Here is a 15,822-nt window from a genome sequence, read left to right on the forward strand (position 1 = left end):
CCCGGGCATCGATGGACATCGGTTTCAGTGTGACATCCGGGGGAAGAGTTGCGCGGGGTCGTCGCTTTCCGTTCATGGCGGGAAGACACTCACCGCACCCGTGGTTGAATGCGTGCTGGTGGGGTAACGCCCGGCAGAGACCATTCGCGTAATTTCGCGGTTCGGCGCTGGAGGACTAGTGGACTTGAAGCTTGATCATTACACCGAGGGCGACACCGAGATCGTCGTCGTTGAGGGTGAGATCGATGTCTATACCGCGCCCCGGCTCCGTGAGCTGCTGATCGACCTCGTCAACAAGGGCAACTTCCACCTCGTGGTCAACATGGAGAAGGTGGAATTCCTGGACTCGACGGGTCTCGGTGTGCTCGTGGGCGGGTTGAAGCGCGTCCGCGCGCACGACGGGACGCTGGACCTGGTCTGCACCCAGGAGCGGATCCTGAAGATCTTCCGGATCACCGGTCTGACCAAGGTGTTCGGCATCCACGAAACGGTGCAGGAAGCCATCGACAAGCGCTCCTCGAAGTAGCCCAGAGCGAGCGATGGCGACCATCACGCTCACGATCAGCGCGCTTCCCGCCCACGTGCGCACGGCTCGGCTCATGGCCGCGACCGTGGCACGTCGGGCGGGTGTCGCCGCCTCCGCGATCGACGAGATCAGGCTGGCGGTCGGTGAGGCCTGTTCCCGGGCTGTCGCGGCGCACAAGCTGCACTGCCCGGAGCAGCCGATCCTGCTCCAGCTGATCGACGGTGGCGGATCCGATCCGGTGGCGGACCCCCGCGCCGAGATCCCGAGCGGTAACGGGAGCGCCCCTCGGCGTTTCGAGGTCGTGGTCTCCGACCAGGCCCCCTCCAAGGACGCCGAGGAGACCGCGAACCCGCTCGAACCCCTGCTCGACGGACTCTTCCTCGACGGAGACGACACCCCTCCCGGCGGTATCTCCGGTTTCTCCCCCGGCCTCGGCCTGGCGGTGATCACCGGCCTGGCGGACGAGGTGAGCATCGATCCCCGTGACACGGGCACGGTCGTTCGGATGAGCTGGCCGCTCACCGGCGACGACCCGCGAAGCGGCGAGCCGAACTGACCCGTCCGGCCGTCGATCGACGGCCCGCGAACGACGAACACGACGAAGGGGCGTCCCCCACCGGGGAGGCGCCCCTTCGTCGTGGCCGGCCCGGGACGGCGCCGTGGCGCCTCCCGGGGCACGATCAGTCGCAGGTCTGGGAGGAGACCTCCTCGGTGGCCGTCAGCCCCTTCTCGGCGTTCTCGGCGACCTCGTCCGCGGTCAGGACGTAACCGGTCTCGTCCTCGTTCGTGGCGGCGGCGAAGACCACCCCGTAGACGGTTCCGTCGGGTGCGAGCAGGGGACCGCCGGAGTTACCGGGGCGCACCACGGCGCGGACCTGGTAGATCTCCCGGCTGACCTGCTGGGAGTGGTAGAAGTCCGACCCCTGCGCCGTCTGGCGGGCCCGGATCCGGGCGGGGACCGCGGTGAAGCCGCTGTTGCGCGGGAAGCCGGCGACGACCGCGTCGTCCCCCTGCTCCGCGTCGCCGTCGAACTCCAGGGCGGGCAGGTCCAGGCCGGGGACGTCCAGCACGGCCAGGTCCTGCTGGGCATCGAACAGCACCAGCGTGGCCGGGAGTTGGTGCCCGTCCCTGGTGACCACGCGCAGGTCGTCGGTGACCCCGGCGACCACGTGGGCGTTGGTCATGATGCGGTTCTCGCCGTACACGAATCCGGTGCCCTCGACCCGCCTCTGGCAGGAGGGCGCGGTGCCCAGGACCTTGACCACGCTGCGGCTGGACTCGATGAGTTCGGGGGTGGTGAGCACGTCCGGGTCCGGCGGCTCGACCTCCGCGAGGTCGCCGGTGCCCAGGCCGCTGAAGACCTGGGGGAAGGCGCTCTGGTCCACGATCCGTCGGAAGGTGGAGAAGCCCTGGTGGGCGGCGTCGGGCATCAGCGCGTCCACCGAGTGGAGGATGCGCGAGTCCTTGACCTGCTGTGACACGTAGGGGAGCGCGGAGTTGGCGACCGTGCTCCCTATGAACCAGGCCACGAGCAGGACCGAGACGCCACTGACCACGGCGCCGCCCAACGCGTCCAGGACCCGGGCCGAATCCCAGGTGACCCTGTTGCGCACCAGTGTGCCCAGATAGGAGGTGAGGAACTGGCCGAGCGCGGCGGCGAGGAAGACGACCGCGATCGCCAGCAGCGCCCGCCGCCCGGGGTCCTCGATCCAGTTCTGGATGTGATCGGGGGCGGTCAGCGCGGCGATCACGCCTCCGCCGACGAAGCCGACGAAGCTGAACACGCCGACGATGAAACCCTGCCGGTAGCCGGTCACCGCGAAGAGCAGCAACAGGACGACCAGAACCGCGTCGAGCACGGTTGCCCTCCAATAGTGAGCGGTTACCCGACCGGACGCAGTCCCTGCGGGGTGGCTTCGAACTCTTCCGTAAGACCCCGTTCACGCCACGGAAGTTCCCACCCTCCGAGTGTGAGGAGCAGATCGACGATCTTGCCGGTGAAGCCCCACACCAACATGTCGTCGACCCGGAACCCCGGCCCCCACATCCGGCCGTCCCCGTAGCGCACCTTGACCCGGTTGGCCGGGGAGGCGAGTTCGGCGATGGGCACGCGGGAGACCGCGGCGACCTCGTCGGTGTCGGCGGCCCGCACCTCCGAGGGCTCCCGCCACCAGCCCAGGACGGGGGCGACCCTGAAGTCGCTGAAGCTCAGGTAGAGCTCGGGCAGGCGGCCGACCACGTCGATGCCCACGGGGTCCGCGCCGGTCTCCTCCTCGGCCTCGCGCAGGGCGGCGGCCTCGGGGGAGACGTCGGTGGGCTCGATGCGTCCACCGGGGAAGGCCGGCTGGCCCGAGTGGCGGCGCAGGCCGTCCTTGCGCTGGATGAGCAGCAGGTCGGGCCCTCGATCGGTCTCTCCGAACAGGATGAGGACCGCCGATTCGCGTCCGCCCCGCTCGGGAGGTCGCATCGGGCGGGGGATCGGCATCGTCCGCGCGGAATCGGCGAGCGTGGACAGCCAGGGCGGGATGGGGTTCATGAGAGGCACCTGTTCCGGGTTTCTCGCACCGTCGTCTGTGGCCGGTGAGCGGAGGTCGCGTGGATGGACGCGCTCGGCGAGGGACGTGTGGTCCCCTTCACCCGGGGCTCTCCCGGTCGGTCGTCCGGTGGTGGGATCCCCGTTCCGGACCGTGCGGGTCGGGGCCTCCGGGGCACGCGGCCGGACCCTCCGTCCCGGACGATGTGCGCACGCTCACGTGTTCAGGGTACAAACCGCCGTCGACCACTTCCGTGGACCCGCCCGGGCGACCACCGTCGGTGACGATCGCCCAGGGGGGCGGGGTCAGGCGAAGGAGCGCATCCGGAGCAGTTTCTCCGCGGCCTCGGGGTCCGTGGGCCCCTCTCCGAAGGAGGGGCACCAGCGGGCGAGGACACAGGCGCCACAGGCGGGCCTGCGGGCGTGGCAGACGCGACGACCGTGCCAGACCACGCGGTGGGAGAGCATCGTCCAGTCCCGACGCGGGAAGAGTTCGCCGACCGCGTGCTCCACCTTGACCGGATCCTCTTCATCGGTCCATCCGAAACGACGGACAAGGCGCCCGAAATGGGTATCTACGGTGATCCCCGGCACATCGAAGGCGTTTCCAAGCAATACGTTTGCGGTTTTCCGCCCTACACCGGGTAGTTTGACCAGGTCGGCGAGGTTTCCAGGAACCTCGCCACCGTGGTGTTCGCACAAGGCCTGGCCCAGGCCGATCAGGCTGTTGGTCTTGGCCCGGAAGAACCCCGTCGGACGGATCATCTCCTCCAGCTCCTCGCGCCGGGCCGACGCGTAGGCCTCCGCGTCGGGGTAGCGCGCGAAGAGCGCCGGAGTGACCTGGTTGACCCTCTTGTCGGTGCACTGGGCCGACAGGATCGTCGCGACCAGCAGCTCCAGTGGAGTCGTGAAGTTCAGTTCGGCGTGGGCGTCCGGATACAGCTCCGAGAGCTCCCGGTACATCTTCCGAGCGCGGCGGACCAACGCCAGTCGGCTCTCACCGGTCGGCGTCGGGTTCTCCGCGGGTGCGTCTGGGGTGTCACGAGGCATCGTCACAGGGTAGGCGTCCGCTCCCGGAGACGGCGCCCGGGACGCTCCACCCCCATGGCTCACCTCGGCATTACGACCGGTGACCGAGATTATGTAACCAATGTCCCGGTCGACCGGCGCGGGCATCCCTGCGACAGGCCGATGACGACTAGGATCGTAGGGGCTGACGTCGGCTGTTGTGGGCACGTTGTCTCCCGGCGGACAAGCCGAGGTAACGACCTGGTTTCACACTCGGTTGCGATATACGTCACACTGTTGACGGTCAGGTTTTAGGAGGACGTGTGGACGAGATCAACGAGGTGCTCCGGAAGGCTCCTCTGTTCGAGGCGCTGGACGAGGAGGACACGGCCGCGCTCCGCTCTTCGGTGAACGAGGTGCGTCTCGGCCGCGGTCAGACCCTGTTCAACGAGGGTGACGAGGGCGACCGCCTGTACGTGATCCTCAGCGGGAAGGTGAAGCTGACCCGCACGGCCGTCGACGGTCGCGAGAACCTGCTGGGCGTACTCGGCCCCAGCGAGATGTTCGGTGAGTTGTCGCTGTTCGACCCGCGCCCGCGCACCGCGAGCGCCGTGGCCGTCACCGACTCCGTGCTCGCCGGGCTGGGCCACGACGACCTGCGGCCGTTCCTGTCCAGCCGCCCGCAGGTGGGCCTACAGCTGCTGAAGTCGCTGGCCGCCCGTCTGCGCCGTACCAACGACGTGATGGCCGACCTGGTCTTCACCGACGTTCCCGGCCGTGTGGCCAAGGCCCTGCTCGAACTCGCCGACAAGTTCGGCAAGGAGGGCGACGACGGCCTGCACGTCCACCACGACCTCACCCAGGAGGAGCTCGCCCAGCTCGTCGGCGCCTCCCGTGAGACGGTCAACAAGGCCCTCGCCGAGTTCGCCCTGCGCGGCTGGCTGCGGATCGAGGCCAAGGCCGTGGTGCTGCTGGACGTCGAGCGGATGCGTCGTCGCGCCCGTTAGGACGTGACGCGGCTCGTGGTGGCCGCGACGCGAACACGACGACCACGAACGCTGTGCGGCCGTCACCCTCCGGGGTGGCGGCCACAGCTCTGTCCGGGCCCCTTCCGTCCGATCAGCCCTCGACACCCTCGGGGAGCTCCCCCTTGACCGCCAGGTATCGGAGCTGGGCGCGGACCGAGGAGGCCGCCGCGGGCCGGACGCTCTCGACGACCTCCGGGTAGACGCGGTCGACGACCTCCTCGACCGTGCCGGCGCCCGCGCGGACCGCGTCCCGGACCTGTTCCAGGCGTGACTCACGGTGGTCGATGTAGGAGTCGAGGACCGTGGCCGGTGAGGTCAGGATCGGCCCGTGCCCCGGCAGCAGGGTGCGCACCTGGTGTTCGCGGACCAGCTCGCGCAATCGATAGAGCGATTCCATGTAGGGGGCCAGGCCGTCGTCCCCGTCGATCACGGGGGTCCCGTGCCCCAGGATCGTGTCCCCGGTCAGGATGGCGCCGTCGGCCTCCAGAAGAAGACAGATCGAGTCGTCGGTGTGCCCCGGTGTCGCGATCACCCCGAGCTCCAGACCGTCGGCGACGATCGTGCTCCCGTCCTCCAGCCCCTCTCCGCCCACCCGCATGTCCGGATCGACCGCGTGCACGGGGGCGCCCGTCAGTTCGGAGAAGTAGCGCGACCCCTCCGAGTGGTCGAAGTGTCGGTGGGTCACCAGGGCCATCTGTACCTGGGCGCCCTGTTCCTGCACGTTCCGCGCCACCCGTTCCAGGTGTCGTTCGTCGTGCGGGCCCGGGTCGACGACCACGACCCCGCGCGCGCCCGGCTCGCGCAGGATCCAGGTGTTGGTCCCCTCCAAGGTCATGGGACCCGGGTTGGGGCAGAGCACGCAGCCCGCACGCAGCGTTCCGGAACCGTCGATCCTCATCGCACCTCGCTTCACTCGCCGGAACCGGACCGGTACGGAGGACGGCCGAGAGGACATGGCGGGAACCTGCCCGCGGTGAGGAGGTCCCACACCGTCGGACGGTTCCGTCTTTCGCGTCGCGTCCGCCACGAGGTCGGTCCCGTGGCGTGATCTCAGGGCGTCGCGTCGGGCCTGGGTAGAGGGAAGTCCCTGCCGTCCGGGGCGACGACGCGGAGTTGTCCGTCGATCTCCCGAACGTCCGGTTCGATGGGAAAGATATCCCGAAGTGCGCTTCGTACACCTTCGAGGGTCCGCCGATCCGCCAGTTCGGCGCAGGCGATCACCGTCGGAGGAAGCATCGGCATCCGCCCCGCGTGCCATTCGTCCGCCACGATGGAGGGGTCCACCCACAGGGTGTGGTCGGCCTCCCCGCCCACGTCACGCGGTTCCTGCCCCGGAGGCAGCTCGGCCGTGAAGAACCAGGTGTCGTAACGACGCGGTTCACGGGCGGGGGTGATCCACCGGGACCAGGCCCGCAACCACTCCGAGCGCAACACCAGTCCGCGCCGGGACAGGACCTCGGTGAAGGAGCGCGAACGGTCGATGAGCCCCAGCCGATCCCGCTCCCAGTCCTCGGTCGCGGTATCCAACGGGGTGATCTCCCCACCCTCCGGAGCACCGGCCAGTAGGACCCCGGTCTCCTCGAAGGTCTCCCGCACCGCGGCGCAGACCAGCGCCCGCGCGGTCCGCACATCGGTGCCCAGGACCCCGGCCCACTCCTCGGGGCTCGGGCCGGTCCAGGGGACACCGCCGTCGGCATCGCGTTCGTCCACCCTCCCCCCGGGGAAGACGTAGGCCCCCGGAGCGAACCCCATGGAGGCGACCCTGCGCATGAGCAGGACCTCCACGGGGCGCTCCGCCGGGGAACCCGACGCCTCCGCCACCGGACGCACCAGCATCACGGTGGCGGCGGTACGGGGTCGGGCCACACCATCGTTCTCGGTCATCGACGCACTCCTGTCGTTCACGAAAGCCGCGCCATGACCCGCATCGTCTCAGAAGCGGTCAGCGGACCTCGACGACCATGTCGACCTCGACCGGCGCGTCCAACGGCAGGGCGACGACGCCGACGGCCGCCCGGGCGTGCACCCCGGCCTCGCCGAACACCTCGCCGAACAGTTCGCTCGCCCCGTTGATGACCCCGGGCTGTCCGGTGAAGTCGGGGGTGCTCGCGACGAAACCGCCGACCTTCACGATCCGCACGACCTTCGACAGGTCGCCGACCTCGGCCTTGACCGCGGCGATGGCGTTGAGCGCGCACACGGCGGCCAGTTCCCGCGCCCGGTCCGCGTCGACCTCGGCACCGACCTTGCCGGTCGCGGGGAGCTCACCCTCGACGAAGGGAAGCTGCCCGGAGACGTACACGTGGTCGCCACTGCGCACGGAGGGGCGGTACGCCGCGACCGGGGGCACCACCTCGGGCAGGGTCAGGCCCAGCTCGACGATCCGCTCCTCGGGGGTCGCCATCTACTTGGCCCGCTTCATGTACGCGACGTACTGCTGGTTACGCGGGTCCGCTCCCTCGGGCAGCGGCGCGGGGACGACGCTGACGAGCTCCCAGCCGTCCTCGCCCCAACCGTCCAGGATCTGCTTGGTGGCGTGCGACAGCAGCGCCACACTCTGGTACTCCCACCGGGTCATCGTTACTACCCCTCTTCGCTGACAGGCGGCCCGAAGGACCGCACCTCGACGCCGCCACCTTACTCACCCGGGCCCCCTCGGTGGACAGGAGAACCACCCGCCCCTCGCCCCACCCCCGAGAGAGGCGCACGCATAGACTCCGTAAGGTGAACGAGCGTGAGGACGGACCGCACGACGGCGGCCCCGAAGAGGCGTTCGCCGGGGCCCGATTGCACATCGTGACGGGCAAGGGCGGCACCGGGAAGACGACCGTCGCCACCGCTTTGGCGTTGGCCCTGGCCACCGACGGTGGACGGGTGCTGCTGGTGGAGGTCGAAGGACGCCAAGGGGTGGCGTCCCTCCTCGAAAGCGATCCCCTCCCTCATGAGGAACGCGAGGCGCTCTCGGCCCCGGGCGGCGGTTCCGTGTCCGTCCTGGCGGCGGACGCCGAGGCCGCGCTCCTGGAGTACCTGGACCTGTTCTACGGGATGCGGCGCGCCGGCCGGGCCCTGACCGGGTTGGGCGCCGTGGACTTCGCCACCTCCATCGCCCCCGGGCTGAGGGACGTTCTACTCACGGGCAAGATCACCGAGGCGGTCCAGCGCCGTGAGGGCGGGCGGCGCCGCCCGCCGGGTTCCGGCACCGGACGCCACCACTACGACGCGGTGGTGCTGGACGCCCCGCCGACCGGACGGATCGGGTCGTTCCTGAACGTGCACTCCGAGGTGGCCGGCCTGGCCACCACCGGTCCCGTCCACGACCAGGCCGAACGGGCCATGAAGGTCGTCCGCTCCGACCGGACCCGCGTGCACTTCGTGACGACGCCGGAGGAGATGCCCGTCCAGGAGACCCGAGAGGGGATCGCCGAGATCGAGGCGTCCGGGCTGCGCGTCGGGGCCGTGATCGTGAACATGGTCGGCCCGACGCTGCTCGACGCGGCCGATCTGTCCGCCACCGCCGCGGCGGGCCCGGACGTCGACGCCATCACCGAAGGCCTGAAGGCCGCCGGGCTGGACGATCCCGCGCTCCTGTCCGAGGGCCTGGCCTCCGAACTGCGAACGTACGCGCTGCGCCACCTCCTGGAACTACGCCTCCTCGGCGAACTCCGAGAGACCGGCCGCCCTCTCCTGACCCTGCCCCGTCTGGAATCGGGCGCGCCACGATCCGCGCTGTCCGGGCTGGCGCGAAGACTGACCGAACAGGGGGCACGTCGATGACCGAGGCGGCGAGACCGCGGACCGCTCGTCCCGAACCCCCACCCCTGGACGTGGACGCCCTGATCGACGACGTCGCCACACGGGTCGTGGTGTGCTGCGGCTCCGGCGGCGTCGGCAAGACCACCACGGCGGCCGCGTTGGCCCTGCGGGCCGCCGAACGCGGACGACGCACGGTCGTGATCACCGTGGACCCGGCCCGCCGACTGGCCCAGGCCATGGGCCTGGACCGGCTGGACCACACGCCGCGCCCCGTCACTTCGCGGGAGGACGCGGAGGGTTCCTCCGGGCGAGGCGAACTGCACGCGATGATGCTCGACATGAAGCGGACCTTCGACGAGATCGTCGAGGAGCACGCCGACCCCGAGAGAGCCCGCCGGATCCTGGCCAACCCCTTCTACCGATCCCTCTCCACGGGCTTCTCCGGCACGCAGGAGTACATGGCCATGGAGAAGTTGGGGCAGCTGCGCCGCTCCGAGGCCTGGGATCTGATCGTCGTCGACACCCCTCCCAGCCGGTCCGCCCTGGACTTCCTGGACGCGCCGAAACGGCTGGGCCGGTTCCTGGACGGCGGGCTCGTCCGCTTCCTGACCGCCCCGAAGGGCAACGGGGTCCTCCGCTTCCTGGGCGTGGGCTTCGACGTGGTCGGCTCGGTGATCGGGAGGATCACGGGCCCCGGTTTCCTGAACGACCTGCGCTCCTTCGTCTCCGCCTTCGACGCGGTGTTCGGCGGCTTCCAGGAACGGGCGGAACGCACCTACCGGTCGCTCCGCGGCCCCGACACCGCGTTCCTGGTCGTGGCCGCGCCCGAGCCCGACCCCCTGCGCGAGGCCTCCTTCTTCATCGAACGGCTGCGCCGGGACTCGATGTCTCCGGCCGGGCTGGTCCTGAACCGGACCCACCCCCTTCCCGCCGGCCCGGCCGCCGAACTGAGCGCTCAGGAGGCCTTGGAGGCGGCGGAGTCGCTGGAGGGCACGGGAGAACACCCCCTGGCCGCCGCGGCGCTGCGCCTGCACGCCGAGCGGGTGCGCGCACGCGAACGGGAGCTGCTCCTGCGGGACCGGACACTGGCCGCCCACCCGGGGATCCGGACGGTCGAGGTCGCCGACCGCGCCGAGGCCGTGCACGACCTGAACGGGCTGCGCGGCATCGGCGCGTCCCTGGCGGGCGCCGCCCCGGAGACGGAAGGATAGGGATCGCGGTGCCAGGGTGACGAACGACGCGTCGGCGCCGATTCGCCGGTGGAGAGCGCCTCACGCGCACCGTTCGTTCCGGATTCGGTCGTTCTCCCGACATGTGATCGGTTTCTCGGTCACAGGTGGTCGGTGTGCTCTGGTTGAGTGGAGGGTGACACGGCGGCCTCGTACCGTCGAACGGGATAGGCGACACGCGCGGTGTCGCCACACCTTCGTCTCTGGAAAACAAGGTTCGGACCGTCGAACCGACAGAACCCGGGCGCCCCGCCTCCCGTCTCACCGGGCATGACCCGTACGGGTCCCGACATGGCCGATCGACCACCCGCTCCCACCAGGAGAACGACGTGCGTCGGTCGAACCGCACCGGATCTGTTCGGCGATAAGCGTGTAAAGATGATCAAGGGGCACGGCTCGTGCGTGGAGTCGGGCGTTATCGCGTGAAACGCAACGTCCGGCGCCGATCGCACCGCTTTATCGCGTTCGCGGTCACTTAGTCTGATGGGGTGGGTCAGGGGACATTGCTTCAAAGAATCAGCCAACTCATGATCGTCGGCGTGGTCGCCGGCCTCCTCGTCGCCGCGTTGGCCCTCCCCGCGGTCGGTGGTCTGGGGATCACCGCCCGCAACGTGGCCGCCGGCTTCCTGGAGATGCCCAGCCAACTGGAGACCCCGCCTCCCCCGCAACGCTCCACCATCTATGACCGGGACGGCGGTGTGATCGCCGAGATCTTCGACCAGAACCGCGAACTGGTCGAATTCGACGACATCTCCCCGATGATGCGCGACGCGATCCTCGCGATCGAGGACTCGCGCTTCTACGACCACGGCGGACTGGACGTGTCCGGCACCCTGCGCGCCGCCGTCCGCACGATGGGCGGCAACACCGAGGGCGCCTCCTCCATCACCCAGCAGTACGTCAAGAACGTCCAGATCGAAGCGGCCACCTCCCAGGAGGAGCTCGACCACGCCCGCGAGGAGACCATCGCCCGCAAGATCCGCGAGCTGCGGTACGCGATCGCCCTCGAACAGCGGATGACCAAGGACGAGATCCTCGAGGGCTACCTCAACATCGCCTACTTCAGCGATGGCGCCTACGGCGTCGAGTCCGCCGCGCAGCACTTCTTCCAGGTGCCCGCGAGCGAGCTGAAGCTGGACCAGGCGGCCACCATCGCCGGCCTGGTCCGCTACCCCTACCTGTACAACCCGCGCTTCTTCCCCGAACAGACCGAGGAACGGCGCAACGTCGTCCTGGACCGGATGGTCGTCACCGGCGCCATCACCGAGGAGGAGGCCGAGGAGGCCAAGAAGGTCGAACTCGACCTCGAACTGGACACCCCGCCCAACGGATGCGTGCCCAGCGACCAGCCGTTCTTCTGCGACTACGTGGTCCAGGAGATCGAGCAGGACGAGCGCTTCGGCCCCAACGAGACCGAACGGGCCCGCTGGCTGCGCACCGCCGGACTGGAGATCCACACGACCCTGGACCCGCAGACCCAGGAGGCCGGCCAGGCCGCCGTGGACAAGTGGGTCCCGCGTGAGAACGAGTCCCGCAAGGTGGCCGCCCAGGCCGTCATCGAGCCGGGCACCGGCCACATCCTCGGCATGATGCAGAGCCGCAACTACGGGCCGGACGAGAGCAAGCTCGGCGAGACGTCGATCAACTTCACGACCGACTCCGACCGGGGCGGCAGCAGCGGTTTCCAGGCCGGTTCGACCTTCAAGGCGATCACCCTGGCGGCCGCGCTCGACGAGGGACTGCCGTTCAGCACCTCGTTCAACTCGCCCAGCTCCACCACGGTGAGCGGACAGACCTCCTGTAACGGAGGCCGCCTGGAGAGTTGGAGCCTGAGCAACGCCGGTGACAGCAACGCCGGCAACCACAACATGATCTCCGGTACCAAGGCGTCCTCCAACACCTTCTTCGCCCAGCTCCAGGCGCGGGTCGGTCTGTGCGACACCATCAAGATGGCCGAGCGGCTCGGGCTACAGCGGGCCGACGGGACACTGTTCACGGAGAACGAGAACACCCTCGCCAACAGCAGCTTCACGCTCGGCAGCGAGGAGGTCTCCCCGATGCGGGTGGCCAACGCCTACGCGACCTTCGCCTCCGGCGGCATGTACTGCGAGCCGCAGGCCATCACCAAGATCGAGGACCGCCAGGCCGGCACCACGATCGACATCGAGCCCGAATGCGAGCGGGCCATCAGCGAGGACGTCGCCGACGGAACCGCCTACCTGCTGTCGCAGACCTTCAACGGCGGTACGGCGGCCAGCCTCGGCATCGGCCGTCCCGCCGGCGGCAAGACCGGTACGACCGACGGCTCGGCCGCCGCGTGGTTCGCCGGTTTCACCCCGCAGATGGCCAGCGCCGTGTTCGTGGGCGACCCCCGCGGACCGCAGCAGTACCCGCTGCGCAACGTCACCATCGGCAGCCGCCACTTCCCGGTCGTGTACGGGGCGACGATCCCCGGGCCGATCTGGCAGGAGACCATGCGCGGCGCCCACGAGGGGCTGGAGACCCGCCGGCTCGCCTCCGCGCCGGGAAGCTTCGGTTCCACCTCCGAACCGCGCTCGTCCGACGAGGACGATGACGGGGACGAGGAGGCCAGCCCGGCCTCCGACGACGGCGGGGTCCCGAACGTGATCGGCATGTCGGAGACGGCCGCGGTGGCGCAGCTGGAGGACGCCGGATACTCGGTGAACGTCTCCGGTACGACCCTGCGCTCCTCCGAGCCCTCCGGTTCCGTGGCCGCGATCAACCCCGACCCCGGCCGGCGACTGCCCAAGGGCGCCACGGTCATCGTGTTCCTGAGCGACGGCTCCGGACGTGAGAGCGCCGGTGGAACGCACCCCGGGAACGAGGAATGGCATCCGGTCCGACCCGCCACTCTCCCCACAGGGGAGAACTCCGGCGAGTAGGTTCCGGAACCGCGAAGAAGGGGCGGGGTGAGCACATCACCCCGCCCCTTCCGCGTGTTCTAGCCGAGCCGGCCCTTGACCTCGGCGGCCACGCGGGCACCGTCCGCGCGACCCGCGATACGGGGGTTGAGCACCTTCATGACCTTGCCCATCTCCTTCATCCCGGAGGCGCCGGTCTCGGCGATCGCGGCCTCGACGAGTTCGGTCAGCTCCGCGTCGGTGAGAGGCTGGGGCAGGTAGTCCGAGATGACCTCGCTCTCGGCGCGCTCGTTGGCGGCGTCGTCGGGTCGACCGCCCGCGTCGAAGGCCTCGGCCGCCTCACGGCGCTTCTTGGTCTCACGGACCAGGAGCCGGGTGACCTCCTCGTCGCTCAGGACGCTTCGGGAGGAGCCGGAGGACTCCTCGGTGGCGATCGAGGCGAGCACCATGCGCAGGGTGGCGGTACGCACCTTGTCGCGCGCCTTCATCGCGGTGGTGAGGTCGGACTTGATGCGGTCTTTGAGTTCGGACATGCGTCGATCCTACGGTCGCCGCTCCCGCCATCACCAACGGTTTGCGCACGGGACCGTTCCGGATCTGAGACGATCGTGCGACGACGAAGGAGGGTCGGATGGGCGCTGACAACAGACGGATTCTGCGTGGAATCGGGCGTGCGGCCGCGATCACGGGCGCGGTCGGTGTGGCCGGGCTGGGATACGCCTCGGTCATCGAACGCAACTGGTTCCGGCTGCGCAGATACGAACTCCCCCTGCTGCCACCGGGGAGCCCCCGGACCCGGATCCTGCATCTGTCCGACGCCCACCTGACACCCGGGCGCCGCATGCTCATCGACTGGATCCGCGGGCTGGAGAGGTACGAGCCCGACCTGGTCGTCAACACCGGCGACTCCCTCGCCCACCCGGAGGCCGTGGTCCCCTTCATCGACGCCCTCGGTCCGCTTCTGGACCGGCCCGGCGCCTTCGTCTACGGCTCCAACGACCTCTTCTCCCCCCAGCTGAAGAACCCCGCGCGCTACCTGTGGCGGACCAGTAAGACCGACTACCGCAAGCGTCGGGTACCGGACCTGCCCTGGCGCGAACTCGGCGCGGCGATGTCCGCGTCGGGCTGGTTGGACCTGAACAACCACAAGGGGTCCCTGAAGGTCGGCGAGATCGACGTCGCCCTGGCCGGGGTGCACGACTCGCACATCAAACTGGACCGCTACGACGACATCGCCGGCCCGGCCGACCCCGCCGCCGACCTGCGGCTGGGCGTGCTCCACTCCCCCGAACCGGCCAACCTGGACCGGTTCGTGGCCGACGGCTATCAACTCCTGCTCGCCGGACACACCCACGGCGGCCAGCTGTGCCTGCCGTTCTACGGCACGCTCGTCACCAACTGCGGGATCGACCGCAAGCGGGCCTGGGGACTTCACGAGTACGACGACGCGTGGCTGCACGTCTCCGGCGGCCTGGGCACCTCGCCCTACGCCCCGGTGCGCTTCTGCTGCCGCCCCGAGGCCTCCCTCCTGGACCTCGTCGCGAAGGCCTGACGCCCCTCCGGTCGATGTGGCGCGAACCGCGTCGCGAGCACTCCCCGAGTCCGCTAGACTTGGGGACGTTGCTTCGGGGTGTAGCGCAGCTTGGCAGCGCGCTTCGTTCGGGACGAAGAGGTCGTGGGTTCAAATCCCGCCACCCCGACAGAGCACGAAGGCCGGTTCCTCAGGGACCGGCCTTCGTCGTGTCCGAGGTGATACGGGGCCTGACGTCGGTTCGTGCGTCACCCATGCGTCACGACGGTCCCGAGGGCATCACGGCCGACCTTCCGGGCCAGGTCGGCCCCTCGTGCTCCCACTTCACACGATCCACTCCGTGGAACGGGTCCCTGAAGACGATCACCCGTTCCTCCTGCTCCCTCCCACGCTCGATCAGCCTCACCTCGACCTCCGCGTCGGAGACACGTTCCTCGAACTCGCACGCGAATCGGAAGGTCGAGGCGAGGGTCCTCGCCCCCTGCCCCTCCAGCCCGGTCGGATATTCGCCCCGATGGTCCGCGGGTTCGAAGACGAGGATGTTCTCCGATCCGCCCGCACACTCGATCCGAGGGATGTTCCCCTCCGACATGTTCTCCGTCCGGTTGACGACGATCAGTACGAATTCGTGGATCCGGGACACCGCGGCACCCCCGAAGGCCTCCGTCCTCGAGACGGTCCGCACCAGGGAGTCCTCCACATCGCGCCCCGGTGGGGCGACGTACTCGCCGAACGTCGCCACCCGATCGACCTCCTCGGGGTCGTTCGGCGTCCAGGAGACGAGCGACGCCGCCACCGATCCGACGACGGCGCCTCCGGCGAAGAACACCCACGCTCTCATCCGGCCCAAGGGGCGACACTCCTCTTTCGCGCCCTCTCGGGGTTACGCGAGTGGTGGTGGAAGGACACGACCGGCGGAAGGGCGGCCGGGCCCGCGTTCCGGAGCCGGCCCCCGAACGGTCGTGGGGAATCGACGACCACGGTAGGCGTCACCCACCCCCGAATCAGGCCATATGGCCCATAACGGCCAGAGTGTGAACCCGACGCCCCCGAAAGCGACGAGGGTCGCCCCGGAGCGCGGGACCGACCATGTCGATCACGGACGACACCGCCACCGTTCGAGAGGGGCCGACCGGGCGAAAGCACCGTCCTCGGACGTTTCCACCGTCGAGGCGAACCGGAAACCGCATCACCTCGCCGACGCGCTCAGAGGTTCCTTGCCACCGCCCCGACCTGCTGGGATTCTGCCCGCAACACCGCAGCGAGCCTGCTCTCGCACGTCGTGGCCCGATCCCCCTCCGCCATGAACACGCGGCGCCTCGCGCCGCCCGG

16 protein-coding genes and 1 tRNA gene are annotated in these 15,822 nt (G+C 69.6%); 8 read left to right on the forward strand and 9 right to left on the reverse strand.

Features of this window, described 5'->3' with window-relative positions:
- Window positions 1-178: 178 nt before the first annotated feature.
- Together TR33_RS24240 and TR33_RS24245 are read left to right on the forward strand one after the other, a co-directional pair.
- Window positions 179-526, forward strand: a complete 348-nt coding sequence (locus tag TR33_RS24240; RefSeq protein ID WP_017536177.1) for an STAS domain-containing protein — start codon at window positions 179-181, stop codon at window positions 524-526.
- A gap of 13 nt (window positions 527-539) precedes the next feature.
- On the forward strand, window positions 540-1,082 hold the full coding sequence (locus TR33_RS24245; protein WP_042285727.1) for an ATP-binding protein: 543 nt from the start codon (window positions 540-542) through the stop codon (window positions 1,080-1,082).
- A gap of 124 nt (window positions 1,083-1,206) precedes the next feature.
- Here TR33_RS24245 and TR33_RS24250 read toward each other — a convergent pair whose 3' ends face one another.
- From TR33_RS24250 to nth, 3 genes are all read right to left on the reverse strand, one after another.
- A complete protein-coding gene (locus tag TR33_RS24250; RefSeq protein ID WP_014911944.1) occupies window positions 1,207-2,385 on the reverse strand; it encodes a MarP family serine protease in 1,179 nt (392 codons plus the stop codon).
- Between the two features lie 23 nt (window positions 2,386-2,408).
- Window positions 2,409-3,062, reverse strand: coding sequence for an NUDIX hydrolase (locus tag TR33_RS24255; protein WP_042285730.1), 654 nt, complete (start codon window positions 3,060-3,062; stop codon window positions 2,409-2,411).
- 303 nt (window positions 3,063-3,365) lie between these two features.
- On the reverse strand, window positions 3,366-4,109 hold the full coding sequence (gene nth, locus TR33_RS24260; protein WP_199806189.1) for an endonuclease III: 744 nt from the start codon (window positions 4,107-4,109) through the stop codon (window positions 3,366-3,368).
- Window positions 4,110-4,390: 281 nt separating this feature from the next.
- On the opposite strand from nth, the gene TR33_RS24265 reads away from it, so the two are divergent.
- Window positions 4,391-5,074, forward strand: a complete 684-nt coding sequence (locus tag TR33_RS24265) for a Crp/Fnr family transcriptional regulator (protein WP_014908639.1) — start codon at window positions 4,391-4,393, stop codon at window positions 5,072-5,074.
- A 112-nt stretch (window positions 5,075-5,186) separates the two neighbouring features.
- Here the strand turns inward: TR33_RS24265 and TR33_RS24270 are convergent, their stop codons facing one another.
- The 4 genes from TR33_RS24270 to TR33_RS26460 all read right to left on the reverse strand — a co-directional run bounded on the left by TR33_RS24270 (window position 5,187) and on the right by TR33_RS26460 (window position 7,673).
- Window positions 5,187-5,993 carry an MBL fold metallo-hydrolase gene (locus TR33_RS24270; protein WP_017536173.1) on the reverse strand — a complete coding sequence of 269 codons (807 nt, stop codon included), beginning with the start codon at window positions 5,991-5,993 and terminating at the stop codon, window positions 5,187-5,189.
- 152 nt (window positions 5,994-6,145) lie between these two features.
- On the reverse strand, window positions 6,146-6,979 hold the full coding sequence (locus tag TR33_RS24275) for an NUDIX hydrolase (protein WP_017536172.1): 834 nt from the start codon (window positions 6,977-6,979) through the stop codon (window positions 6,146-6,148).
- 58 nt (window positions 6,980-7,037) lie between these two features.
- Complete coding sequence (locus tag TR33_RS24280) at window positions 7,038-7,499, reverse strand: RidA family protein (RefSeq protein ID WP_042285732.1); 462 nt, start codon at window positions 7,497-7,499, stop codon at window positions 7,038-7,040.
- Complete coding sequence (locus tag TR33_RS26460; protein ID WP_014912138.1) at window positions 7,500-7,673, reverse strand: DUF4177 domain-containing protein; 174 nt, start codon at window positions 7,671-7,673, stop codon at window positions 7,500-7,502.
- Window positions 7,674-7,819: 146 nt separating this feature from the next.
- Between TR33_RS26460 and TR33_RS24285 the strand changes: the two genes are divergently transcribed.
- The 3 genes from TR33_RS24285 to TR33_RS24295 all read left to right on the forward strand — a co-directional run bounded on the left by TR33_RS24285 (window position 7,820) and on the right by TR33_RS24295 (window position 12,980).
- Window positions 7,820-8,869, forward strand: coding sequence for an ArsA-related P-loop ATPase (locus TR33_RS24285; RefSeq protein ID WP_042285735.1), 1,050 nt, complete (start codon window positions 7,820-7,822; stop codon window positions 8,867-8,869).
- Window positions 8,866-10,059, forward strand: a complete 1,194-nt coding sequence (locus TR33_RS24290) for an ArsA family ATPase (protein WP_042285738.1) — start codon at window positions 8,866-8,868, stop codon at window positions 10,057-10,059. Before TR33_RS24285 ends, TR33_RS24290 begins: the two co-directional genes overlap by 4 nt.
- Window positions 10,060-10,580: 521 nt before the next feature.
- Complete coding sequence (locus tag TR33_RS24295; protein WP_042285740.1) at window positions 10,581-12,980, forward strand: penicillin-binding protein; 2,400 nt, start codon at window positions 10,581-10,583, stop codon at window positions 12,978-12,980.
- Between the two features lie 59 nt (window positions 12,981-13,039).
- Here TR33_RS24295 and TR33_RS24300 read toward each other — a convergent pair whose 3' ends face one another.
- Complete coding sequence (locus tag TR33_RS24300) at window positions 13,040-13,492, reverse strand: GatB/YqeY domain-containing protein (protein ID WP_014912788.1); 453 nt, start codon at window positions 13,490-13,492, stop codon at window positions 13,040-13,042.
- A gap of 98 nt (window positions 13,493-13,590) precedes the next feature.
- On the opposite strand from TR33_RS24300, the gene TR33_RS24305 reads away from it, so the two are divergent.
- A complete protein-coding gene (locus TR33_RS24305; protein ID WP_042285742.1) occupies window positions 13,591-14,511 on the forward strand; it encodes a metallophosphoesterase in 921 nt (306 codons plus the stop codon).
- 74 nt (window positions 14,512-14,585) lie between these two features.
- Window positions 14,586-14,659 (forward strand) — tRNA-Pro (locus tag TR33_RS24310).
- 90 nt (window positions 14,660-14,749) lie between these two features.
- Here TR33_RS24310 and TR33_RS24315 read toward each other — a convergent pair.
- A complete protein-coding gene (locus tag TR33_RS24315; RefSeq protein ID WP_042285743.1) occupies window positions 14,750-15,331 on the reverse strand; it encodes a hypothetical protein in 582 nt (193 codons plus the stop codon).
- Window positions 15,332-15,822 lie beyond the last annotated feature (491 nt).

This window comes from Nocardiopsis alba (assembly GCF_000710955.1).
In the GTDB taxonomy this organism is placed as follows: domain Bacteria; phylum Actinomycetota; class Actinomycetes; order Streptosporangiales; family Streptosporangiaceae; genus Nocardiopsis; species Nocardiopsis alba.

Bases quoted from the DNA above. Each gene is read 5' to 3' on its own strand.
- TR33_RS24245 (WP_042285727.1), top strand. From the start codon at position 540: ATGGCGACCATCACGCTCACGATCAGCGCGCTTCCCGCCCACGTGCGC.
- TR33_RS24255 (WP_042285730.1), bottom strand. From the start codon at position 3,062: ATGAACCCCATCCCGCCCTGGCTGTCCACGCTCGCCGATTCCGCGCGG.
- nth (WP_199806189.1), bottom strand. From the start codon at position 4,109: ATGCCTCGTGACACCCCAGACGCACCCGCGGAGAACCCGACGCCGACC.
- TR33_RS24270 (WP_017536173.1), bottom strand. From the start codon at position 5,993: ATGAGGATCGACGGTTCCGGAACGCTGCGTGCGGGCTGCGTGCTCTGC.
- TR33_RS24275 (WP_017536172.1), bottom strand. From the start codon at position 6,979: ATGACCGAGAACGATGGTGTGGCCCGACCCCGTACCGCCGCCACCGTG.
- TR33_RS24280 (WP_042285732.1), bottom strand. From the start codon at position 7,499: ATGGCGACCCCCGAGGAGCGGATCGTCGAGCTGGGCCTGACCCTGCCC.
- TR33_RS26460 (WP_014912138.1), bottom strand. From the start codon at position 7,673: ATGACCCGGTGGGAGTACCAGAGTGTGGCGCTGCTGTCGCACGCCACC.
- TR33_RS24290 (WP_042285738.1), top strand. From the start codon at position 8,866: ATGACCGAGGCGGCGAGACCGCGGACCGCTCGTCCCGAACCCCCACCC.
- TR33_RS24300 (WP_014912788.1), bottom strand. From the start codon at position 13,492: ATGTCCGAACTCAAAGACCGCATCAAGTCCGACCTCACCACCGCGATG.
- TR33_RS24305 (WP_042285742.1), top strand. From the start codon at position 13,591: ATGGGCGCTGACAACAGACGGATTCTGCGTGGAATCGGGCGTGCGGCC.
- TR33_RS24315 (WP_042285743.1), bottom strand. From the start codon at position 15,331: ATGAGAGCGTGGGTGTTCTTCGCCGGAGGCGCCGTCGTCGGATCGGTG.